General features: G+C 49.4%; 11 protein-coding genes. 9 read left to right on the top strand and 2 right to left on the bottom strand.

All coding sequences use genetic code 11. The features are described 5' to 3' along the window. The first annotated feature begins 441 nt into the window (after positions 1 to 441). The 9 genes from ACKI3C_RS09195 to ACKI3C_RS09155 all read left to right on the top strand — a co-directional run bounded on the left by ACKI3C_RS09195 (position 442) and on the right by ACKI3C_RS09155 (position 18,391). Positions 442 to 2,556 (top strand): hypothetical protein, encoded by a 2,115-nt coding sequence (locus ACKI3C_RS09195; RefSeq protein ID WP_407404285.1) that lies wholly within the window; start codon positions 442 to 444, stop codon positions 2,554 to 2,556. A gap of 27 nt (positions 2,557 to 2,583) precedes the next feature. Further along, positions 2,584 to 3,915 (top strand): IPT/TIG domain-containing protein, encoded by a 1,332-nt coding sequence (locus tag ACKI3C_RS09190; protein ID WP_407404283.1) that lies wholly within the window; start codon positions 2,584 to 2,586, stop codon positions 3,913 to 3,915. A 48-nt stretch (positions 3,916 to 3,963) separates the two neighbouring features. After that, positions 3,964 to 7,053 carry a SusC/RagA family TonB-linked outer membrane protein gene (locus ACKI3C_RS09185; protein WP_407404281.1) on the top strand — a complete coding sequence of 1,030 codons (3,090 nt, stop codon included), beginning with the start codon at positions 3,964 to 3,966 and terminating at the stop codon, positions 7,051 to 7,053. Between the two features lie 33 nt (positions 7,054 to 7,086). Further along, entirely contained in the window at positions 7,087 to 9,093 is a 2,007-nt protein-coding gene (locus ACKI3C_RS09180) for a RagB/SusD family nutrient uptake outer membrane protein (protein ID WP_407404279.1), read from the top strand. A gap of 43 nt (positions 9,094 to 9,136) precedes the next feature. Next, positions 9,137 to 10,042: a BT_3044 domain-containing protein gene (locus ACKI3C_RS09175; protein WP_407404277.1), complete on the top strand. Its 906-nt coding sequence runs from the start codon at positions 9,137 to 9,139 to the stop codon at positions 10,040 to 10,042. Positions 10,043 to 10,303: 261 nt separating this feature from the next. Then, positions 10,304 to 12,538, top strand: a complete 2,235-nt coding sequence (locus tag ACKI3C_RS09170; protein WP_407404275.1) for a GH92 family glycosyl hydrolase — start codon at positions 10,304 to 10,306, stop codon at positions 12,536 to 12,538. A 42-nt stretch (positions 12,539 to 12,580) separates the two neighbouring features. After that, positions 12,581 to 14,002, top strand: a complete 1,422-nt coding sequence (locus tag ACKI3C_RS09165) for a glycoside hydrolase family 30 protein (protein WP_407404273.1) — start codon at positions 12,581 to 12,583, stop codon at positions 14,000 to 14,002. 311 nt (positions 14,003 to 14,313) lie between these two features. Beyond that, complete coding sequence (locus tag ACKI3C_RS09160) at positions 14,314 to 15,732, top strand: glycoside hydrolase family 30 protein (protein WP_407404271.1); 1,419 nt, start codon at positions 14,314 to 14,316, stop codon at positions 15,730 to 15,732. 94 nt (positions 15,733 to 15,826) lie between these two features. Next, on the top strand, positions 15,827 to 18,391 hold the full coding sequence (locus ACKI3C_RS09155; protein ID WP_407404269.1) for a glycoside hydrolase family 3 C-terminal domain-containing protein: 2,565 nt from the start codon (positions 15,827 to 15,829) through the stop codon (positions 18,389 to 18,391). Between the two features lie 67 nt (positions 18,392 to 18,458). Here the strand turns inward: ACKI3C_RS09155 and ACKI3C_RS09150 are convergent, their stop codons facing one another. Next, on the bottom strand, positions 18,459 to 20,570 hold the full coding sequence (locus ACKI3C_RS09150; RefSeq protein ID WP_407404267.1) for a PIN domain-containing protein: 2,112 nt from the start codon (positions 20,568 to 20,570) through the stop codon (positions 18,459 to 18,461). Then, positions 20,560 to 23,535, bottom strand: coding sequence for an AAA domain-containing protein (locus ACKI3C_RS09145; RefSeq protein WP_407404265.1), 2,976 nt, complete (start codon positions 23,533 to 23,535; stop codon positions 20,560 to 20,562). Before ACKI3C_RS09145 ends, ACKI3C_RS09150 begins: the two co-directional genes overlap by 11 nt. Positions 23,536 to 23,991: the final 456 nt, after the last annotated feature.

Genomic DNA, 23,991 nt, shown 5'->3' with positions numbered 1-23,991 from the left:
TTTTTATCTAGTTTTACTCAAAGTCCCCGTATGCGACTTCTCCCACAAAGACACTGAGGACACAGAAAGGGCGCTGCGCTTGAAATTTGCCGAAATTAAGCTGAAAATCACTATTTTTTCAATAAAAAACATGTTATGCCGGTTTTACAGATTATATGTTTTATTTCTCTCTGTGACCTCGGTGCCTCTGTGGGAGATGGCCAAAAAAAAATTTAATCGAAATCCGCTGGTAGGTAGAAGGGACAGGTGTGGCGGGATATTGTATTGAGTACAATAAATCAACGTCTTAGCATGTTTGGGCTGGGACGCTTGTTGCATTTGTGACCCATTTGTTATATTTTTTGGGATATTAGTGAAATTTTATTTTGCCGTGTTTTATTAATTTTGCACTTGTCAAAGAATATAAACGAAACAAAAACCAAAAAAACAATACATTTGCAAATGAAAAGTTTTAAAAATTTAATTCCAGTAGCACTCGTGGCACTTGCCGCGACTACTCTACATGCAGCCACGACCGACATGACTGGCGGTCGCTGGAAAATCTCTTACGATGACCAAACCCGTATGGTGTCGCTCGCCAAGGACGGCCAGGCCGTGCTGAGCGGAGTGTATGCCAAGTTCAAAGTGAATGCCGACACGGTGAAGACCACCAGCTACACCGACGTGACGTTCAGCGACGCCACTGTCAATCCGGCAACAGGACGTGCCCGCAAGTACACAATCACCTACAAGGCCGATGATAAACCCACCGTGGAGCAGAACTTCTACCTCATGGCTGACAAGGACTACCTGCTCACCGAGGTCGTGCTGAGCAATGGCGGCGCCCAGGTGGCAAGCAACTACATCTGCCCCATCTACAGCGAGGCTAAAAACCTGTTCCTGCCACAGGATGCCAACAACCGTTTCCTCACCGTCCCCTTCGACAACGACGGCTTCGTGACCTACGGCAGTTATCCCTTGAGCCGCGGACAGTCGCTCACCTCAATGGCTAGCGGACGCTATGCCCGCGACAGCGTGTCGTTTGAGGTGACAGCAGTGTTCAACGGCGTTACCCAGAAGGGGCTCGTGCTGGGTAGCGTGTCGCACGACACATGGAAGAGCGCTGTGCGCCTCACCGGCAGCCCGCTCACGCAGGGCCACTTGTCAAAACTGGAGGTATTCAGCGGCATAACACATCCCGCCACCCGCGACCACTACAGCCGTGGCGAGGGCGTTCCCGGCTACCTCCAGCCTCACGGCACAGTGAAAGGCACCGAGGTGAAGAGCGCCATGATGATGGTGGGTCTCTTTGATGACTGGCGCACCGGTATGGAAACTTATGGCGATGTGAATGCCCAAATCGCTCCCAAGCGTCCTTACAATGGCCCCACTATCTACGGCTGGAACAGCTGGGGCGGCATGGAGAAGAACTGTAACTACGCTGGCGTGCTCTCAGTGAGCGATTTCATCAAGAAGAATCTTCAGGACAATGGCTGGGCCAAGGACGACGTAATCTACGTGGGCCTTGACTCTTGGGACAACATGAACTGGGACGAGCGCAAGGCATTTGCCGACCGCTGCCATGCCAATGGACAGAAGGCTGGTATCTACTGGACTCCCTTCAACGACTGGAGCGGTAGCGACAGCCGTGCAGTAGAAGGCAACAACGGTTACTCTTATGGCCAGGCACGTGTGAAGGTTGACGGCAAGATTATGACAGGCCGCGTCGATCCCACATCGCCCGCATCACTGTCTCGCATGAACTACTATATCACCAAGTTCCGTGAGTGTGGTTTTGAATACATCAAGCTCGACTTCATCAACGAGGGTATCAAGGAAGCCGACTCTTTCTATAACCCCGAAATCACCACCGGCGTGCAGGCCTACAACTACGGTATGAACTACCTGCGCGAACTCTGTGGCGACGACATCATCCTTGACCTTTCAATTTCTCCCCTGTTCCCCGCGCAGTATGCCGAGGCACGACGCATCAGCTGCGACGCATGGGGCGAGATGTGGCACACTAGCTACATGATGAACAGCCTCTCATTCGGCTGGTGGCTCAACCGCGTTTATTGCTACAACGACCCCGACCACTTGGTGATGGGTGGACGCAGCGAGGCCGAGAACATCTCACGCATGACCACTGCTGCCGTGTGTGGCTACTGCATCCTGGGCGACAACCTCGCTACCGAGGGCTCAGCGATAGGTCTCCCCATCTCACAGGAGAAGACCATCAAGTTCACCAGCTATCCCGAGGTCAACAAAATCATCTCTATGGGCAAGTCGTTCCGTCCCGCCTACGGTCACAAGCTCTATGGTGCCAACAACTCAGTTGACCTCTTCCAGCTCGAGGTTGAAGACAGCTACCTCATTGCTCACTTCAACTACAGTGTGGGCGACCAAAACGTGAGCCTCGACCTTGCTGGTATGGGTATTGACGCCAGCAATGTCGATCTGGATCGCAGCATCGAGTGCTGGACCAACCAGAAGGTTGACATCAGCAATGGCAAGCTCAACTACAAGTCGCTCCACGACCGTGCTCGCTTGTTCCGCTTGTACAAGAAAAATAAATAAGGAAATAAAATTAAAATATATATAACAATGAAACATTTACTCAAATTAGGAATGGGCACAGTGGCGGCAATGCTGGCTGTGCTGTGCCTTGCAACTTCTTGCAAGGACTCTAAGGATGATGTGAAGGACTATGACCCCTCAAAGCCCATCACTCTCACTGACTTCTATCCTGATTCAGGCGGTGTTGCAACCAAGGTTATCTTGAACGGAGACAACTTTGGCGGCGACGCAAGCATGATCCAGGTATTCTTCAACGACAAGCCTGCCGCTGTGATTCAGGCTATCGGCAACAAGATTTATGCCATCTGTCCCCGCAAGCCGGGCGAAGGCGACGAGCAGGGTCTCGTAAACTGTAAGGTGACCGTGAAAATCGGTGACAAGACTGTCGAGTACCCCAATCCCTTCAAATACCGAATCCAGACTGTGGTTACCACAGTGTGCGGTATCGTGGGTGCCCCCGACGACGTGGTCATGGGTGGCCTTGCGCAGACTTCATTCCCCCCTGTAACTTATCTTGCAGTGGATAATGACAACAACATCTTTGCATCGCTGCGCAACCGCAACAATTATTATAATTATAACAAGGTTATCCTGGTCAACGAGGACGAGGACGTGAGCCGTCTGCTCATCCCCGACACTGGCGCTCCACTCAACCAACCCTGTATGCTCGACGACGGCAAGACTGTATTTATCCCCACCGACAACCACAACGACTACTGGACAATGTCGAGCGAGGACATGTGGAGCCCCATCAAGCACCAGCTCAAACCCACTACAGGCATGTCAAACTTCGACATCCAGTTCAAGCACTCATTTGCTATGTGTACCGTTGACGGATACATGTATGTCCGCGACAAGCAGGGTATCCTCTACAAGTTCGAGCCCGAGACCGGTCTGACAACCCAGGTTGCTGCTGGCCTCATGAGCGGTAGTGACTCTTACACTGCCTTCTCAACCAAGAACCCCGAGGTTCTGTACCTGGCTTACACTAACAACCACTGCATCTACAGTTACAACATCAAGACCGGTGCCCACACCCTCATCGCTGGCATCAGCGGTAAGTCGGGGTACATCGATGGTAACGGCGCTTCGGCTATGTTCAACGAGCCTCGTCAGCTCATCCTCGACGAGAACGACGACATGTATATCGCCGACACCAACAACCACTGCATCCGCAAGGTGACCCCCAGCGGCAAGGTGAGCACCGTGATCGGCCAGCCCGGCAAGAGCGGTTATCAGGACGGTAGCCCCGAGATCGCACTGTTCAACCGCCCCTTCGGCGTGTGTCTCAACAAGGAAGGCATCATCTATGTGGCCGACTATGAGAACCAGTGCATCCGCCGACTCGCTATCGAGTAACACAACCGTGAGTGCTAAGCAATACTTAAATAATACATTCTAATGAATATGAAAAAGTTATTTGCAATAATATTATTACTGTGCTGCACGCTCACAGCGGTAGCGCAACAACTGACGGTGGCGGGTACCGTTTTCGATGAAAATGACGAACCATTCATCGGTGCCATCGTTTATGCTAAAGACCGTCCCGGTGCCGGCACTTCGACCGATGCCGACGGTAAGTTCTCTATCAAAGTAGGTAAGAACGACGTCCTCATCGTCTCTTGCGTGGGTTACAACAACCAGGAAATACCCATCACCAAGAGCGTGAGCGACCTCACAGTGAAAATGGAAATCTCGAGCACCATGCTCGAGGAAACCGTTGTCGTGGGTCTCGCCCGCCAGCGCAAGATCAGCACCGTGGGTGCAATCACCGCTGTTGACACCAAGGACCTGCAGGCTCCTGCAACTAACATCCAGAACATGCTCGGTGGACGTGTCCCCGGCGTGATCTCTATCCAGCGCAGCGGTGAGCCCGGTAAGAACATCTCTGAGTTCTGGATTCGCGGTATCGGCACCTTCGGTGCCAATAGCAGCGCGCTCGTGCTCATCGATGGTCTTGAGGGCGACCTCAGCCAGATCGACCCCACCGACATCGAGTCGTTCTCTGTCCTCAAGGACGCGAGTGCTACCGCTGTCTATGGTGTGCGTGGCGCTAACGGCGTTGTGCTCGTGACCACAAAGCGTGGTACTGCCGACCGTCTCCAGATCACCGGACGTGCCAACTTCACAATGTCGCACCTCACCAACATGCCCAAGTACCTCAACTCTTACGAGTATGCTAAGCTTGCCAACGAGGCTCGCGCCGTGCGTGGCAACACCGAACTCTACAGCCCCATCGAGATGGACATCATCAAGTATCACCTCGACCCCGACCTCTATCCCGACGTTAACTGGCAGAAGGAAGTCCTCCACAAGAACTCTTTCGCACAGACCTACTTCATCAACGCTCGCGGTGGTGGTAGCCTCGCTCGCTACTACCTCTCACTGGGTACCAGCATGGAGAGCGCTGCTTATCGCCAGGATAAGTCTTCTAAGTACTCTACTGCTGTGGGTTACAACACTTTGAACTACCGTGCTAACTTGGATATCAACCTCACCAAGACCACTCAGCTCTACTTCGGTGCCGACGGTTTCGTGTCAACCAAGAAAGAGCCCGGTAACAACAACACCGACGCTCTGTGGGCAACACAGCGCAACCTTACCCCCATCACCATCCCCACTCGCTACTCTAGCGGTGAACTTCCCGCCTATGGCGCCAACAATGCTTACTCGCCCTACGTGATGCTCAACAACACCGGTATGAGTAGCATTCGCCACTACCGCGGCAAGGCTACCCTCGAGATCAAGCAAGACCTCTCAATGATCACCGAGGGCCTCAAGCTCCGCATCCAGGGTGCTTATGACAACTCTTCTAACCTCAAGGAAATACGCTCTATCCTTCCCGAGATGTACTACGCTGCAACACGCAAGTACACCGGTGAGCTTGGTCTCGTGAAGCGCGTTGAGGCTCAGCCCGCAACTTATCGCCACGAGGATGCGCAGTACTACAAGTGGCACGTCGAGGGTACCGCAACTTGGGACCGCGTGTTCGGCGACCACCGCGTGGGCGCGCTCGCTTATTATTATATGAGTAGCGAGCAGACCATGGACGGCAACATCGACTCTAAGGATGCTTCTCTGCGCAGTATGTACGCAATTCCCATCCGCTACGAGGGTCTCTCTGGACGTTTGACTTACGGCTTCAAGGACACTTACTTCATGGACGTAAACTTCGGTTACACCGGCTCTGAGAACTTCGAGGCTGGTCACCGCTTCGGTTTCTTCCCCTCAATCGGTCTCGGTTGGGTTCCCACTAGCTACGACTGGCTCCACAAGGCAGCTCCCTGGCTTAACTTCTTGAAAATCCGTGCTTCTTACGGTACAGTAGGTAACGACCGCCTCACCAACGAGCGCTTCCCCTATCTCACTCTCATGCAGATGAGCACCAGCGGTGGCGGCTGGGGTAGCACCAGCGGTTGGATCACCGAGGAACGCGTGGGTGCCAACAACCTGCGCTGGGAGCGTGCCAAGAAGGCCGACATCGGTATCGAAGGTAAGCTCTTCAACCAGAAACTCGAATTCGTAGTTGACTTCTTCCAGGATATGCGCGACGGTATCTACCAGCGCCGCAGCCAGATCCCCTCTTACGTAGGTCTCACCCAGATGCCCTTCGGTAACGTGGGTAAGATGAAGAGCTACGGTAGCGACGGTAACATCTCTTACACTCACGACTTCGGCAAGGACTGGTCGATAACAGGACGTGCTAACTTCACTTACAGTGCCAACAAGGTTGAGAACTGGGAGCAGACCGAGCAGCCCTATGACTACCAGAACTACACCGGATATGTGAACAACGCATTCCGCGGCTATATCTCTCTCGGCCTCTTCCGCGACGAGCAGGACGTGGCTCAGAGCCCCGTGCAGACCTTCGGCTCTTACACCGTGGGTGATATCAAGTACAAGGACGTGAACGGCGACGGTAGAATCGACGAGGACGACAAGGTGCCCCTGTCTTATCCCAACTATCCCCGCCTCATGTACGGCTTCGGTCTCGAAGGACGCTGGAAAAACCTTTCAGTGGGCGTTATGTTCAAGGGTACTGGCAACACCGACTACTACTATGTTAACGGTACTACCAACGGTGAGGGTTACATCCCATTCTACAACGGTGAGACTGGTAACGTGCTCACAATCGTTGCCGACCAGAAGAACCGCTGGACTCCCGCCTCTTACTCTGGAACAAAGGACACCGAGAACCCCAACGCACTGTTCCCCCGCCTGAGCTACGGACGCAACGAGAACAACACCCAGCACTCTACATTCTGGCATGCTAACTCTCGCTACCTCCGCCTCCAGGAAATCAACATCAACTATCACCTCGAGTCTTATGGCGTGATCAAGCGTCTCGGCGTCAAGTCTATCGACTTCCAGGGCGTGATTTCTAATCTGGCAGTTTGGAGCCCCATGAAGCTGTGGGATCCCGAGCAGAGCGAGTACAATGGCGGTGCTTACCCCATCCCCACTACCTACGCTTTACAGATGTATATTAATTTCTAATAAACCGCAACATTAAAATATAATATGAACGCTATGAAAAGTTTAAGAAAACTCTTTTGGCTCGCTATAGTGGCGGTGGTAGTAATGGCTACATCGTGCGAGAAATTCCTCGATGTTGACGGTTACTTTGACGACACTTTGAAGTATGACTCTATATTCACTTCGCGCAACAATCTGGAGCGTTACCTCTGGGGGGCCGCAGGTGAACTCCCCGACGAGAGCGCTATCTTCGGTAACGATGTGATTCCCGGTGAAACTGGTACCGACGAAATCTTTACTCTCATGACCGAGGGCCTCTTCCACGGCAAGGCTCTCACACTGGGCCTCGTGAGCCCCAGCAACCTCCGTGGCATGAACACCTGGAATCCTTGCTACAAGGTCATCCGCAAGGCCAACGTGATCATCAGCCGCATCAACGAGTGCCGCGACCTCACTCCGCTGCAGCGTGCCGAGCTGGTGGGTTATGCCCACTTCATGCGCGGATATGCTTACTGGCAGATTCTACAAGTTCACGGACCCGCTGTGATCATCGGCGACGAGGTGCTTGACAACAACCAGGACGCTTCCTACTACGAGCGCGGACGCGCAACCTACGACGAGACCGTTGACTACATCTGCAACGAACTCGAGGAGGCTGCTAAGTACATCCCCAGCGAGGTGCCCGTCAACAACTTCGGACGCCCCACACGCGGCGCCGCTTATGGCATCATCGCTCGTGTGCGCCTCCAGGCTGCAAGCCCCGCTTTCAATGGTGGAGCGGCCGCTCGCCGTTACTTCGGCACTTGGACCCGCAGTACCGATGGCGCTTACTACGTGTCACAGGAATATGACGAGAACAAGTGGGCTCTTGCAGCAGCAGCTTGCCAGCGCGTCATCGACATGAAGAAATATGAACTCCACACCATGCCTCGAGTTGTCGAGAGTGGCGACGTGAGCGAGAAGACCGAACCGCTGCCTGCCAACGTCAGCGATCTCGACTTCCCCTATGGCGCTGGTAACATCGACCCCTTCAAGTCTTACTGCAACATGTTCAACGGTACCACTTATCCCGTTCAGAACAAGGAGCTCATCTGGGGTAAGAAGTCTGGCTCTATCCGCGACTTCACACAGCAGTCGTTCCCCATCTACATGAATGGTTTCAACGGCATGTGCATTCCCCAGAAGGCTATCGACCAGTTCCGCATGAAGAACGGTAAGACTATCGAGCAAGCCAAGATCGACGGCGAGTACAGCGAGACTGGTGTTGCGCGCACACAGAGCGTCTTCTCTGGCTACCGCCTGCTCCGTGGCACTAACAACATGTATGTCAACCGCGAGTGGCGTTTCTATGCTTGCGTTGGTTTCAACGGCTGCTACTGGCCCGGAACTTCTTGCAGCAACAACAACTTCAGCCAGCAGACTGTTTACTACTACAATGGTGCTAACGCTGGTAGCGACAAGGCCATCCAGGAGCCCCGCAACCGCTGTATCACTGGTTACGTCCTCAAGAAGTACATCCATCCTGAGGACAACTGGTACAACGGCGACGGTTCTACCCGCACCGACAAGACTTTCGCTATCATTCGCTATGCCGAGATTCTCCTCTCTTATGCCGAGGCTGTTAACCACCTCACTCAGTCTCACACAGTGAAATTGGCTAGCGGCGAGACTTACACCATTTCTCGCGCATCTAACCTTGCCGACGCTACGTTTGCTGTCAACCAGGTACGCTTCCGCAGCGGTCAGCCCGCTCTCAGTGCCGACGAGCTTGCAAGCGAGGAAGCGCTCGATGAAGCAATCCGCCACGAGCGTTTCGTTGAGTTCTTCTGCGAGGGCCGCCGTTTCCACGACGTGCGTCGTTGGGGTATCCTTGAAGAGGTTGAAAGCGAGCCCATGACTGGTATGAACGTTGAGGCCGATGCTGCCAACTACTATGTTCGCACCATCATCAACCACAGCGACTACCGCAACCGCGTGTGCGACAAGAAGATGGTATTCATTCCCCTCGAGCGCAACGAGGTGCGCAAGTCTAAGTCTCTTGACCAGAATCCTGGTTGGTAATTTATAATAAAATTGATTTTTCACGACAATAATTTATAAGATTATGAAAAGCAAATTATATATTGCACTCGCTCTGCTTGCCTCTGTCGCTCTCACCAGTTGCGACGAGGACGCTCAATTCCGCGGCGAACTCTACAAGAAGGTGATATATGTGCTCAGCAACACTGACTACACCTTCGAGGCCGAGCATGCTCTGGGCGAGACTAGCACTGGCTATGTAACCGTGTATTGCGGCGGCACTGAGCACATCAGCAAGGATGTCACCGTGCAGCTCGAATATGATGACGAGGCTGTGGGCAAGTACAACTACATCAACTATGACCTTGACGAGTCTAGGTATGCTCACGAGCTCGACCCCAAGCATTACACTATCGAAAACTTCAGCGTGGTTCTCAAGGCTAACAGCCCCGACAACTACTCTCTGCTCCCCATCAAGATTAATCCCGACGGACTGAGCCCCGACTCAATCTACTTCATCCCCTTGCGCATCAAGAGCGCTAGCGCACACGAGATTAACCCCGACAAGCAGTATGTTATGTATCGCGTCCTGCTCAAGAACGAATATGCGACAATGAAGAATACTACCTATTATCAGGTAACTGGTGTTGAGACTCGTGGCTCTGATGCCGCTGGTATCTCTATCACTCGCATCGTGGCTCCCGTGAGCAAGAACCAGGTGCGCTTCTTCGCTGGTACTACTACCTACAACCCCACTACTGTAACCAAGGAAGAGATTGCCAAGCTGGCGCTGATGGCTACTATCAATGCCGACAAGTCAATCTCCGTTTCTTCTTACAGCGGTTGTGAGGTTGAGCAGATCGAAGACCCCGAGTCTAACTTCTGTGAGGTAAATGCCCGCAAGCAGTATGTTTTCCACTTGCATTATCGTTACAAAGACACTAACGGTAACTGGGTGGAAATGGTTGAGAACTGCGTACAGCGCAACTAATTTAAAATAATATGGTCCCGGAAATTCCGTAAACTCTGGAATTTCCGGGCACTATATGAAATAAAAGAAACCCCGAATGAAATGCGTGCTGAACTTCTGCCAGAGTACACGACTTACCTGCGATAGGCGATATTTGACAAGACAAAATCGGAAACTTAAATAATTTTAATTATTTTAATTTCTTTCAGTTCAACTTTCGTATTAGATCCGCGAGGGAGCTCTTTAAGTAACGCATTTCCACACGGCAGTAACATGATTATTATGAAACAACTTTTTTTATCGGTATTGGTGTCAGTAGCGGCATTGACCCAGGCTGCCACACCCAAGGTTCAGCCAGTTGACTATGTAAACCCCTATATGGGGGCCATCAGCCACCTGCTGCAACCCACGTTGCCCACCGTGCACGTGCCTTACGGTATGATGCGCGTCTATCCGCAGCGCGGCAGCTATGTCGATACTCGCATCAACGGACTGCCCGTGCTCTGCCTCAATCATCGTGAGAATTGTTGTTTCAACATCTCGGCTACGCAGTCGCAGCGATTGTCTCACGTCATCAACACCGACTGGGACAACGAGACCGTGAAGCCCTATTACTACAGCGTGGACATTGACGGTCAGCGTGTGCACGCCGAGTATGCTCCCGCCCAGCATTCTGCCATCTACCGCTTCACCTTCCGCGACAAGGAGCCCGGATATGTTGTGGTCAATGGCAACGAGATGACCGTCAGCGGCAACGAGATCTCTGGCTTCCAGAACACCTGGGGCAATGTGAGGGTATATTTCGTTGCTCAGGCCGACGCGGCGCCTGTCAAGGCGGGTGCGCTGCATCACGGCAGCATCACTGCCGACAAAACTGGCCATGGCGCTGTCGCTTTGCAGTTTGCTGGCAACAGCACAGTGAACTTGCGTTATGCAGTGTCGCTCATCAGCGTGGATCAGGCTCGTGCCAGCCTCAAAGACGAGATTAGCACATTCTCTCTCGACAAGGTGGCTGAGCAGGCTCGCAAGCAGTGGAACGACGAGCTCGGCAAGATTATCGTTGATGCCCCTGCCAGAGAAAGCGACCTCAAGGTGTTCTACACATCGCTCTATCGCTGCTATGAGCGCCCCGTGTGCATCAGCGAGGGTGGACGCTACCGCAACCCCAGCGACGGCAAGGTTTATGACGACAACGGCCACAAGTTCTACACCGACGACTGGCTGTGGGACACCTATCGTGCCACACATCCGTTGCGAGTGTTCATCGCTCCCGACCGCGAGGTGGATATGATAACCTCGCTCATTCGCACTGCCGAGCAAGACCGCAACCACTGGTTCCCCACTTTCCCATCGCCCACTGGCGACTCGCGGCGCATGAACTGCAACCACGGTGTTGCTGTTGTGGCCGATGCTTGGGCTAAGGGGCTGCGTGGGTTCGACCTCGGCAAAGCTTACGATTACACCCGCCGCGCCATTGAGGAGAAGACCCTCATGCCATGGCAAGGAGGCAAGGCTTGCGGCGTGGATTCTTTCTATCACAAAAATGGTTATGTTCCCGCCCTTGCCCACGGCGAGAAGGAAACCGATCCTGGCGTTAACGGTTTTGAGAAACGCCAGCCCATTCCTGTGACTCTGGGCACCAGCTACGACCAGTGGTGCCTCTCACGCATCGCTGACGCTCTGGGACGCGACGACGACGCGCAGCGCTATCTCAAGTGCAGCTACAACTACCGCAACCTCTTTAACCCCGAGACTGGCTTCTTCCACCCCAAGGACAAGGACGGCAATTTCTTGCCCGGCATTGACTACCGCTTTGCTGGCGGGCTGGGTGCTCGCGAATATTACGACGAAAACAACGGCTGGGTGTATCGCTGGGACGTACAGCACAACCCTGCCGACCTGATATCTCTCATGGGCGGTCGCGACAACTTCTGCGACAACCTCGACCGCACCTTCAGCGAGTGGCTGGGTAAGAGCAAATTTGAGTTCTACAGCCAGCTGCCCGACCACACTGGCAATGTGGGTCAGTTCTCCATGGCCAACGAGCCCTCGCTGCACATCCCTTATTTATATACTTACGCCGGACGCCCCTGGATGACGCAGAAGGTGATCCGCGACCTCGTGCACGAGTGGTTCCGCGACGACCTCATGGGAGTGCCTGGCGATGAAGATGGCGGCGGCATGTCGGCTTTTGTGGTGTTCTCGATGATGGGTTTCTATCCTGTCACTCCGGGGCAACCTGCCTACACGCTCGGTAGCCCATTCTTCGGCAACATCACTTTGAAACTTGCTGGGGGCAAGTCTCTGCGCATCGTGGCACAGAACTGCTCCGACAAGGCTAAATATATACAGAGTGCTACGCTCAACGGACGACCGCTCAATCGAGCATGGTTCAGCCACGACGACATCAAGAACGGGGGCACACTGGTGCTGGTCATGGGCGAGCGCCGCAACACGGCATGGGCTTCAGCTCCCGGACAGGAACCGCCCAGCGCTCTACCGTATCCCGCTAAATGATAAATATTAAACATAGAACACATACTTAATTAATAATAGAGAATGAGATTACTAAAACTTGCATCATTTGTCTGCGCCGTGGCAGTGGCTACAGCAGCCCATGCCCTGGACGTGGAGTGGGTGGCTTCGACTGCTTCTGCTCCCTGGCTGCCACAGAATGATTACAGCGTTTCCAAGTTTGACCAGCACACGGTCTATGACGTGATTGTGACACGTTACACCGAGCAGACCATGCTGGGGTGGGGCGGTTGCTTCGGCGAACTCTCATGGGATGCTCTCAACCTGCTCGGAAAGAAGGATCAGGACAAAGTGCTCAACGAGTTGTTCAACACCAAGACTGGCATTGGCTTGACTTTCAATCGTTTCCCCATCGGCGCCAATGACTTTGCTCGCGACTGGTACAGTCTCGACGAGACTCCGGGCGACTACGCTCTCAAGCATTTCAGCATCAAGCGCGACAAGAAGTGCATGATTCCGCTCATCAAGAAGGCTCTCGCCGTGAACCCCGACATGACTTTGTGGGCTTGCCCCTGGAGTCCTCCCACTTGGATGAAGAGCAACCACAACTATGCTACCAAGGCCGATAAACTCAACGGCATGGATCCCAAGCTGGAGGTAAAGACGGGGGCCGAGGATATGGTCTTTCAAGACGAGCGCACGCTCGATGCCTATGCTCGCTACCTGTGCAAGTTCCTCACTGAATATAAGAAGGCTGGCGTGAATGTTGGCATGATTATGTTCCAGAATGAGCCTTACACTCACAACATCTGGCCCAACTGCTCATGGAGCCCCCGCGGCATTGCTAATTTTGTGGGCAAATACCTGGGACCGCGCATGCGTCGCGAGCACAAGGACGTGGAGCTGTGGCACGGCACGATGAACACCAGCAACTTCGATGACCTCATGACCGTGATGACCGACCCCGAGGCTGGGCAGTATTTCACCGGCATGGGCTTCCAGTGGGAAGGCAAGGACGTGCTCAAGCAAATCCACGGTGCGCTGCCACACATGAAGATGATGTGCACCGAGAACGAGTGCGGTAGCGGCACTTTCGACTGGCCAGCGGCTGAAAAAACTTTCGACAATATAAAGACTTATCTTGAAGGTGGTTGCGGTGCTTATATGTACTTCAACATGATTCTCAAGGACAAGGGAACCAGCTCATGGGGATGGGATCAGAACGTGCTCGTGCGTGTTGACTCGAAGACTCACACTGCACAGTTCACCCCCGAGTTCTACCTCATGAAGCACCTGGGCTACTACGTGAAGCCCGGTAGCGTGAAGATGAAGACTATGGGCAACGACGAGAATTTGCTCGCCTTCAGGCTTGAGGACGGCTCCACGGTGGTCTTTGTTGCCAACAAGGACAAGAACGACCGCAAGGTCACCGTGGCTCTCAAGGGCGACGTGATCACGTTCAATCTCAAGGCAAAGTCGTTCAACACCGTCTTAATCAAGAAATAACTTTCTCGGTTGATGGTGCGATTTTGCCGAGCACAGCTTATTTTTGCACCGAAACGCGATTTTGCGACAGTTACTGATTTCACGACTTTTCAGGCACTTCTGTTTTGGACCAGTTTTTTGGTTCAAAACTCGCTCAAAAAAGTGATAAAAGTGATCAACCTGATAAATTGGTGATAAAAGTGATAAACATGATTAATGTGATAAGCGTGATAAAGTCGATAAATGTGATAAATCAGCACTTTTTCATGCCCGTTAACCAGGCAAGCCACCGTGCCCGAGGGGTCACCCGAGGGAATAATAAAAAAAAGATTATGATAAAGAAATCACTATTACTGGCATCATGCCTTGCTTTAGCACTTGCCGCCACTGCCCAGAAGGTGGAGTGGCGCACATCGACCGAGGGTAACTACTGGCAGCTCAACAAGACTGCCAAGCTGACAACAGCACCTGCGGCAGGTGCTCAGGTAATTGAGATCACTGATGTCAAGAAGCAGACGCTCGACGGCATGGGCGGTTGTTTCAACGAGCTGGGCTGGGACGTGCTGTGCGAGGTGAGCCCCGAGCAGCGCCAGGACGTAATCAACAAGCTCTTCAGCAAGGACGAGGCCAACTTCACTTATTGCCGCATGCCCATCGGCTCGAGCGACTTCGCGATGAACTACTACTCGCTGTGCGACGTGGACGGTGACTACAACATGATAAACTTCTCCATCGACCGCGACCGCCACATCCTCTTGCGATACATCAAGGAAGCGCAGAAGGTGCAGCCCGGACTCAAGATTTGGGGCTCGCCTTGGACTCCTCCGGCTTGGATGAAGACCAACAACCACTATGCTAGTTCCTACGACAACGACAAACCCAATCACAACGGCCTGCCGCGCGAGAAGGAACAAGAGCTCGACCGCACCGGCATTCGCATGGAAAAGGGTGTATTGCAGGCCTATGCGCTTTACTTCTCTAAGTATGTCCAGGCCTATGCCAAGCAGGGCGTGAAGATATATGCCATCAACGTGCAGAACGAGCCTTGCTCGCCCACTAAATACTCTAGCTGCCCCTGGAACCCGCAGGACCTCGCTTACTTCGTGGGCAACTTCATGGGACCGCAGTTTGAGAAGGACGGGCTCGACACCGAGATTTACCTGGGTACCTGCAACCGCGACAACCCCGACTGGAGCCGCACTGCTCTCAACGACCACAAGGCAAAGAAATACTGGGCTGGAGAGGGTTTCCAGTGGGACGGCAAGGGTGCTATCCCTTATATCAACAAGGAATATCCTCTCCTCAAGATGATGCACACCGAGGCCGAGTGCGGCAATGGCTCTAACGACTGGGGCGCTGCCGAGCACACCTGGTGGCAGATGAGCCACTACCTGCGCAACGGCTGCGTCGTGTTCTCTTACTGGAACATGGTGCTCAGCAAGGGCAACGTGAGCCCATGGGGATGGAAACAGAATGCGCTCATCTCGGTTGACCCCGCTACGCAGACAGTGACCTACAATCCTGAGTTTTACCTCATGAAGCACCTGTGCCACTGGCTCAATCCCGGTGACGTGCGTCTTGAGACCACCGATCGTGACGACGTGCTCGCCTTTGCATGCAACGATGGCTCAAAGGTTGTGATGCTCGTGAACCGCACCGGCGACGACCGCAGCCTGAGCATCAAAGTGGGCGGTCAATACCTCAACCAGGTGCTCAAACCCCACTCCTTCCACACGATATACTTAAAATAAATATAGGTTTAACCGTTTGAGAGATTAACGGATTAATGTGATGAAAGTTAAACTTTTAAACTTTTAAACCTTTAAACCTTTACAAAAAAACAATATGAAATTTTACAAAAAAATGATTGCGCTTGCTGCTGTGGCGTCGCTGGGACTCGCGGCAACTGCGCAAAACGAACTCTTCCGTGACCCCAATGCTCCCATGCACGACCGCATCATGGACTTGCTCTCACGCATGACCGTTGAGGAGAAAATCTCCATGATGACCCACAACGCTCCGGCTATTCCGCGCTTGGGCATTGACAAGTTCTACATCGGAAACGAGGCCCTGCACGGCATCGTGCGCCCGGGCAAGTTCACTGTGTTCCCACAGGCTATCGCGCTATCGGCAACATGGAACCCCAATCTCATCCACTCGGTTTCATCCGCTATCAGCGACGAGGCTCGCGGCAAGTGGAACAAGTTTGAACTGGGCAAGAAGCAGCACGACGGTTCTAGCGACCTGCTGTGCTTCTGGTCGCCCACTATCAATATGGCTCGCGACCCACGCTGGGGACGCACCCCCGAGACCTACGGCGAGGACCCCGTTCTCACCGGTAACATTGCTATGGGATTCGTGCGCGGTCTCCAGGGCGACGACCCTCGATACATCAAGACCGTGTCAACCCTCAAGCATTTCGCTGCCAACAATGAGGAGCACAACCGTGCAAGCTGCAATGCTGTCATCAGCGAGCGTGACCTGCGCGAATACTACTTCCCCGCCTATGAGATGTGTGTCAAGAAAGCCAATGTGCAGAGTGTCATGACTGCCTACAATGCAGTCAACGGCATACCCTGTGTGGCTAATCCCTACCTCATCCAGAAGGTTCTCAAGCAGGACTGGGGATTTGACGGCTTCATGGTGAGCGACTGTAGCGCACCGCAGTGGATGGTCACCCAGCACAAGTATGTCAACGACTACGAGACTGCTGCCGTGCTCATGATGAAGGCAGGAATGGATCTTGAGTGTGCCGACAATGTATATACACAGCCCCTTCTCGACGCTTATCACCACTATCGCGTGACCGATGCCGACATCGACTCGGCTGCTTACCACCTGCTGCGTGGACGCATGCGTCTGGGCGTGTTTGACGACCCCGATCTCAACCCCTATAACAAGATCAGCCCCAGCGTGGTGGGCTGCAAGAAACACCAGGAACTCGCTCTTGAGACTGCTCGCCAGAGCCTTGTGCTGCTCAAGAACGACAAGAACATCCTCCCCCTTAACCCCAGCAAGGTCAAGAGTGTGGCTGTCGTTGGCCTCAACGCTGCCCGCTGCGAGTTTGGCGACTACAGCGGTACGCCCGTCAACGAGCCCGTCACCATTCTCGACGGTATCCGCAACCTCGTGGGCAACCAGGTGAAGGTCGTTCACGCTCCCTGGGTATCAAGCTCAAGCGGTTACAAGCCCATCAGCAAGGAGTTCTTCCCCCGTGGCATCAAGGCCGAGTACTTCACCAATGCCAACCTCGAAGGCTCTCCCTCAACCACCCGCATCGAGGATGAGATTTACTATGATCCCGCTTCTCAACCACCCGATCCCGCACGTTCGTTCGCACCCATGTCGGCTCGTTGGACTGGCGAACTCTGCCCCACAGTGAGCGGTGAATACACCATCTCGCTCAAGACCGACGACGGCTGCCGCATGTGGATCGACGGCAAGAAGGTTATCGACGCATGGGTGAACCGTCCCGCTGCCGAGGACAAGATTCCCATCACCCTCGAGGCTGGCAAGAAATATGACATCAAGATTGAGTACTTCGACGGTGGCGGCGACGCATTTGCCCGTCTCTACTGGCGTGCTCCCTCGGTTGACGAGAAGCAGCGCATGGAATTCTTCGGCGACGCTATCAAGGCCGCTAAGTCTTGCGACTACACCATCGCTGTGATGGGTATCGACAAGAGCATCGAGCGCGAAGGCCAGGACCGCTACACAATGGATCTCCCTGCCGACCAGAAGGAGTTCCTGCGCGAAATCTACAAGGCTAACCCACGCACCATCCTCGTCCTCGTGGCTGGTAGCTCGCTCTCAATCAACTGGGAGAAGGAGAACTTGCCCGCTATCCTCGACGCCTGGTATCCTGGCGAGCAGGGTGGCAACGCAGTGGCCGAGGCGCTCTTCGGCAAGATGAACCCCGGCGGCAAGCTGCCCCTCACGTTCTACTCGTCGATGGACGACCTCCCCGAGTTTGACGACTATGCCATCAACACTGGCAAGGGCCGCACCTACCAGTATTTCACTGGCAAGCCGCTCTACGAGTTCGGTTACGGTTTGAGCTACACCACTTTCAAGTACAAGAACCTCAAAGTCAATGCCGCAGGCGACAAGGTGAACGTGAAGTTCGACCTCACCAACAGCGGCAAGTGCGACGGCGACGAGGTAGCACAGGTCTATGTACACTATCCCGAGACAGGCACCTACATGCCCATCAAGCAGCTCAAAGCCTTTGAGCGCGTGGCTGTGGCCAAGGGCAAGACCCGCGCGATGGAACTCACCATCGACAAGGCCGACCTCCGCTACTGGGACGACAAGACTGGCGGCTTCGTCACTCCCAAGGGCGAATACCAACTCATGGTAGGCTCATCATCAGCCGACATCCGTCTCAAGGGCACATTCACAATCGAGTAAGGCCGAAACGTTTTTTGGAAATTAAAATGACAGGCGGTCACTGATAGTGAAGTGACCGCCTGTCATTTTAATCTCCTAAGCGTGTTTGTAACTCATTGAGATCGATGCCTTCAATACGTTCGCTTATTGATTTGCTCTGTAAACAATCCTTGATATTGCTAATAAATTCAAAATCATTTGTGACAATAATGATTTTGTCTATATTGTTTCTGCTTTCTAACTCGATTGCTGTTGCAAGCATATCATTGTCTTTAATGTTATGGTCAAAACCTGTGGGTAGTAAATCCCTATTTACATTATCATGAATAGACACAAAGTGAGGAAAATCTTCTTTTTTGCGTCTTAGTTGCAAACGAGCCATTCTCGCTCTTTCTTTTTTAGTAATATCTGCATCATGTGCGAGTCCGTCAAGTTCTTGTTCCATTGCTCTTGGAATAACTATTTTATCATGCGTTAAGTCAAATTGGTCAAGGACTTTTGGCATATCCATAAATACATTCGTGTCGATGATATATACTGTCTGCAATTGAATATTAGGAGTTGGAATGGGGGCATCGTGGTTATGGTGAACCATCCTTTGTTTGATATCGCTTATGCGAGACAATACATTAGTATCGTGTAAGATGCATTGTTGTGCATCCGATTCTATTTGCTCAAGTATATTCACATAATGTGATTGCAATTCATTGATATCAGTAGATGGAATTTGGGCATCAAGGTTATCAAGTCTCTCATGTAGAGAATTGAACCATTGGTCTTTCATTTCTTCTGCAATATTGTTAAGTTCTTCTGCTTTGTTTATAATGTTTTGATTGCCTGAAATGTAATTTAGTATTTCGTAAATATTTTTGCAACTATACAGTATGGTATTGACTAGTGTGTGAGACGGGGTTCTTTGAAACTTCAACAAATATTCCCGAGCAAAATGTATATGTCTGTTAAGTATATGTTCAACGTAAGGAGCATATAAAGCCTTTTTGTTGTATTTACATATTTCTGATTCAGAGTGTTTATAAACTAAAGGAATGTTGTAATCAATCCCTTTGTAATTAACAACAAAAGGCTGAAAAGAATAATAGATATCATCGCAAACACAAAAATTGCATGTTCTAACTTCATCAATGTGATAGTAACAGATATCATTTTCGATGATACAGTTGGAGACTAACTGGTTGTCGTCAAATTCACCTTCTACATAATCAATACACACTATTAGATTGTCAAGTTGTTTGACAAACTTCTTAAAGTCATCTGTTATCTTTTGCAATGAAAAGAACACAATAGGGATGTAGTTGGTTGTCAAACTTATATTTGTGTCTAAATTAGACATAAAAATTTCTTTACACGCAACAATATTTGAGTAGGTAATTGTATTGTCTTCTTGATTTAAAATGAAGTTCTCTTTTTCTTCTTGACTAGATGGTTTATAAATCACGGATTTGTTCTTACCATCGAAGAATTTGTCAAGCAATGAAACTTGCAATATGTCATTGCTTGCTAATAAGTCATCAATGTATCTTGAGTTGTTAAAAGTGCAAACATATAGTTGTTGCGTCTTTAAGTCGTAACAGATTTTACACTTAAGGGTGGCAATAAAATATTCCATGCGTTCGCACTGCATAGATGTTACGCTTCTTCCCAAGTTGTTGTCAACTAATTCCTTTCTTTGGATTCTAAGTGTTGTTTCAGGAGAACGCTGTAGTATATTCCAATCAGGGTGTGCCTCAAAATCCACAGAATGTAAAGACGATGCTTGTAATAAATCTGTATTGAAATCTGAACCTAAAAATTCTGAAACCCATAATTCGACTATCTCGTAATTAGTTCGCAGTTTTGTCTGTGTTCTAATCGACTGTTTTCCTGTAAGAGTCAAGCTTATCTCGTTGTCGTTGTCAGTGACAAGATGATAGTTAACTAATGCTTCTACAGCATTATCAAAGATCTTTTTTTCAGAGAGATCCTCATAACGGTTTTCAGACGGGTCGTTAATTACATTAAATCCTAAAATAGTTGCTATTTCTGTTTTTTTCATACTTCTATTGCTTTTAGAAAGTATGCGGCAGATAGCTTTATCAAAGGCATTTGTGTTTTCTGTATCTGCACAGCAGCATGTGTAACTTCCTTTAGCAAAATGCCAATCTAAATTTACTGTACCAAGTATTATTGTTTTATTGTTCATATCCAAGTAAAGTTTTTAATTCACGATAGTCTATAATGATACCATTATTTTTTTTGATTGTGTCAATAACATTTCTATAAATGTATTGTCCATCATTCGTTCTTGCCGTCTCGGAATAATAGAAATCACGATTACCTACTATTATGAGCAAACGGCGAGCTCGTGACAATGCAACATTTAGACGCTCGGGGGTTCGAGTGAATCCCAATCTTTTAGTTCTTACTGTTGAAACGATAACAATACCGCTTTCCTGTCCTTGAAATTTATCAACGGACTTTGTGGATACTTTTATCTCGTTACGGTCACAGAAGGACTGTAAGGTTCGCCTAATCTTTTGGACTTGCGTAGCATAGAAACTGATTACACCTATTTTGCTTTCTGTGATTTTAACCTCTGTTTTTTTGCATTTTTGCCAATAATTCATATATCGGTCAAAGCCATCAGCTTTAGATAATGCTTCAATTACTAATCTGACGGCTTCTACTTCTTTTTCATTATATATTGAACTTCCGTCACCTCCTAGTTCCATGCCGTCAGGGACATCAACCCAAATTGTATGGACATGTGGTTGTATGAATCTACCTAGAGAAAGGCCATGGTATCTGCTGTCTCTTTCTGAAAAATCTGGAATGTCAATCTTTCTTAAGTCGAGACCGCAAGTTAAACCGCCTGAATCATTTTTGTAGAATTGGGATACCATATCGTTAATATGTGAATGCATACGATACTGGATATTAAATGTTGCCTTTATTGTTGGAGATATAAATGGATGCATGATTAAACGCTTGAAGAGTGATTGCTCAACAAGTTCGCGTCTAAATTGTTTGTCTAATTCTGCCACCAGCTCGGGGTCAATTGCCTGAATTTTTTCAAAGAAATCATTTTCAAAAATAACAGGTGGAAGCTGACGGTGATCACCGATAATAATTGATTTGCGTGCATAGCACAAAGGCATTAGTAGCTCAGGTAGAGTGGCTTTGCTTGCTTCGTCAACTATAACTACGTCAAACCCTTCTCCCTTTTCATAATCCTTGAAATCTTTAGAATTGACTCTTCCGCAAGTCATGCAAAGAACATTTGAGTTCTGTATATACTGTTTAGCAAACAGTTTTCGCATACTTTGATCCGGATTATTTAAAGCTTGTTTCCATTCTATTAGGATATCGGAATATAGATCATTAGGTTCTATGCGTTGAACAATATGATTCATCCATGTATATACGATATTATTTGATGATATGGACTCATCCTGACCGTTAATCCAATTTTTAATTCTTTCCTCAGAAAAAGGAGCACCCTCATCCTCGATTTTGTCTGTATCAGCTTTTCTAAGGGGCTTAATGAGCATCATGTTGCGCCAAGAGGGAGAACCTTCAATAATAGCGGAATTACTAAATAATCGATTTAGTGCGTTATCAATCGCCAAATTAGTTTGCGAAGTAAGCATTATGCGAACCTCTTGGTCCTTTCGAATATGCTGCCATATTAATTCCGAAATCACGGTGGTTTTCCCTGTACCAGGAGGCCCTTGTAAAAGACATAAATCTTGAGCATAGAGTCCCTTCGTCACAGCTTCTTGCTGTGACGGGTTCAGTGATAACATTTGACTTTCTAGACATTCAATATATTTAGGTGTTGAAGCTATTGTTTCAGAATTCAAGCCAATAAATTCTTCTGTCGCTTTTGCTCTAGAAGAATTGAAAATAAAATCTTTTAGAGAACTGTTCTGCAAAAGATTGGGTTTTTCTATTTTTTTCAGTGCTTCGTACTCTCTGTTTAAAAGCACTTGCTCCTTGTATAGGTTGGGATAGATAAGAGAACCTGTATGATTATTAAAAAAATCTTTTGCAGCACTAATCTCATCCTCGTTCATATCTTTAAAGATAATACGCAGATGTTTTTTATCATAGCCATTTTTACTTAATTGTCCGAGACGAATACCGTATCCGTCGGGCTTTGAGAAAAATTCGTGATTAGCAAGGATGTCAATGCGTTTTTTGCGTTCCTCATCTGTTTCTGTTGTTGTCACTTGCAGCGAGAAAAACACTATAACTCTATAAAGTGGTACAGGTACACGATTAATGAAACGATAACTGTTATTAACGCGCTCATAAAATTGAAATAAAGCGTCGGTCTCGTTTGTGAGGTACTCAAGTTCGATTGAAGAAGTGGCTCTGTTAAATTGGCTATAACGGAAAAAGGGTCGTGCATAGTCATAATCATTTCCAAATGCTCTCGCATTTCTGAAATCACTACATCTAACGGCCATTTTCAATCTGATAAGTCCATTGATCTGAGCATCAATAAGGTTTCTGTCGTTTTCTTGCCAATTTTTAAATTCTTCTAACGTCATTTCATGCTCGATAATAGAAGTGATTTGCGGCAATGTTTCTATATCAACCGAAGACTTTCTTATTGTTGGTAATGAATTGGCTAATTTAAAAGGTTTATTAGCACTATCCAGTAACTCTCGTTCCTTCTGTATGTATTTGGTCCATACATCTAATTGCTTTTTTGCATTTTCGTTTTCTTCTTGTTCTCGTTTGCGAATCTCTTCTTGTCTTTGTAACTCTGCAATAACAGCATCGTAATTTTCTAATGAATTAATCTCTTCAGATAAATTCATAGTTACATAGGTGCCATTTGAGTTGGTGTATCTCCAACCTTCTGGTTTGACGGCAATTTCGAGTGTTCTATCAATATGGCTAACCTTGCTGAATTCAACAGTGGTACAGTCTAATGAGTTTAAATACTTGCATTCTTGAATTTTAAAGTAATGCCTGTCGTCGTCATAGGAAGCGGTGAGTTCTATATTTTCGAATATAAATACAAATAAGCAATCATTTTTTTTGATGATTATGCATCTATGAGTGCCTGTGTTCATTCGGTCTTTACATTGCTCCAATAAATTGAAACCATCATATTTAAAAATTACCGCATAACGATCATCTTTTTCAGTAAACATGTTTTTTAGTTTATTAAATATGGACATTCTATAGGTGTGAGTTATAAAATTGAGTTTCTAATAAGTTGACGTAAGAACTGTGACAATATACTCTTGTGTGAATAAAATCTTATGTAGCAAGGTGCTATGATTCTTGGAAAGATTTGTTATTGTGTGCGTTACGATAAAATCGTGTCTTGAGATAATAGTTCATAGATTTAAATAATTATTCCGCCGTTCCTCACGGAAATACATAAAAAGAAGCGTGGAACTGCAATGCTCCCCCGTCTAATTGATGGTCGTAGGAAAAACCGTGAATGCACAGGTGATACAACAAAGCAGTCCACGCCTAAGCGTGGAAGCCGCTATGCCATTCCTTGCATTCGTTTGAAAATTTCCTACGTTCTCAATTAGCAAGAATAAGCAAAACGCTTCGATATGATAAATATTTGCAGTTGCTCTTCAACTACAATGCAA

This window comes from Sodaliphilus sp., assembly GCF_045598405.1.
Lineage (GTDB): Bacteria > Bacteroidota > Bacteroidia > Bacteroidales > Muribaculaceae > Sodaliphilus > Sodaliphilus limicaballi.
The sequence above is the reverse complement of the archived record's forward strand: the minus strand, read 5'-3'. Positions and strand labels throughout refer to the sequence as shown.

Coding starts and splice junctions, on each gene's coding strand:
- ACKI3C_RS09195 (WP_407404285.1), top strand. CDS start 442: ATGAAAAGTTTTAAAAATTTAATTCCAGTAGCACTCGTGGCACTTGCC.
- ACKI3C_RS09190 (WP_407404283.1), top strand. CDS start 2,584: ATGAAACATTTACTCAAATTAGGAATGGGCACAGTGGCGGCAATGCTG.
- ACKI3C_RS09185 (WP_407404281.1), top strand. CDS start 3,964: ATGAAAAAGTTATTTGCAATAATATTATTACTGTGCTGCACGCTCACA.
- ACKI3C_RS09180 (WP_407404279.1), top strand. CDS start 7,087: ATGAAAAGTTTAAGAAAACTCTTTTGGCTCGCTATAGTGGCGGTGGTA.
- ACKI3C_RS09175 (WP_407404277.1), top strand. CDS start 9,137: ATGAAAAGCAAATTATATATTGCACTCGCTCTGCTTGCCTCTGTCGCT.
- ACKI3C_RS09170 (WP_407404275.1), top strand. CDS start 10,304: ATGAAACAACTTTTTTTATCGGTATTGGTGTCAGTAGCGGCATTGACC.
- ACKI3C_RS09165 (WP_407404273.1), top strand. CDS start 12,581: ATGAGATTACTAAAACTTGCATCATTTGTCTGCGCCGTGGCAGTGGCT.
- ACKI3C_RS09160 (WP_407404271.1), top strand. CDS start 14,314: ATGATAAAGAAATCACTATTACTGGCATCATGCCTTGCTTTAGCACTT.
- ACKI3C_RS09155 (WP_407404269.1), top strand. CDS start 15,827: ATGAAATTTTACAAAAAAATGATTGCGCTTGCTGCTGTGGCGTCGCTG.
- ACKI3C_RS09150 (WP_407404267.1), bottom strand. CDS start 20,570: ATGAACAATAAAACAATAATACTTGGTACAGTAAATTTAGATTGGCAT.
- ACKI3C_RS09145 (WP_407404265.1), bottom strand. CDS start 23,535: ATGTTTACTGAAAAAGATGATCGTTATGCGGTAATTTTTAAATATGAT.